Source organism: Aminobacter sp. P4_D5, assembly GCF_056401815.1.
Map to the genome: position 1 here is coordinate 1 of NZ_JBFUIP010001013.1, position 602 is coordinate 602.

Sequence of the window (602 nt, forward strand, 5' to 3'; positions counted from 1 at the left end):
GACCATACCCCCGCCCCCTGCCATCCCCATGCCCATGTCCGCCGATCCCTCCCTCCGCACCGTTCGCGCCTGGCCCTTCGAGGAAGCCGCCAAGCTCGCCGACCGACTGGCTGCGACGGGGAAAACCGCGGCGCTGTTCGAGACGGGCTACGGCCCCTCGGGCCTGCCGCATATCGGCACCTTCGGCGAGGTCGCGCGCACCAGCTGGGTGCGGAAGGCCTTTTCCGAACTCACCGGCCTGCCCTCGCGCCTGCTCGCCTTCAGCGACGACATGGACGGGCTGCGCAAGGTCCCGGACAACGTGCCGAACAAGGAGCTGCTGGCCGCGAATCTCGGCAAGCCACTGACGAAGATCCCCGACCCCTTCGGCACCCATCCCAGCTTCGGCCAGCACAACAACGCCCGGCTGCGTGCCTTCCTCGACGAGTTCGGCTTTGAATACGAATTCGCCTCCAGCACCGATTACTACGCCTCCGGCCGCTTCGACGCGGCGCTGCTGCGCATGCTGGCGCTGCACGAGGAGGTCCGGCAGGTGATCCTGCCCACGCTCGGGCCGGACCGCCGCGCCACCTACTCGCCCTTCCTGCCGATCCACCCCAAGA

1 pseudogene is annotated in these 602 nt (G+C 68.8%); it reads left to right on the top strand.

Annotated elements, in window-relative coordinates:
* Positions 1-28: 28 nt before the first annotated feature.
* Positions 29-602 (top strand): annotated as a pseudogene (gene lysK / locus AC1DWF_RS36380) (lysine--tRNA ligase); the annotation flags it as partial.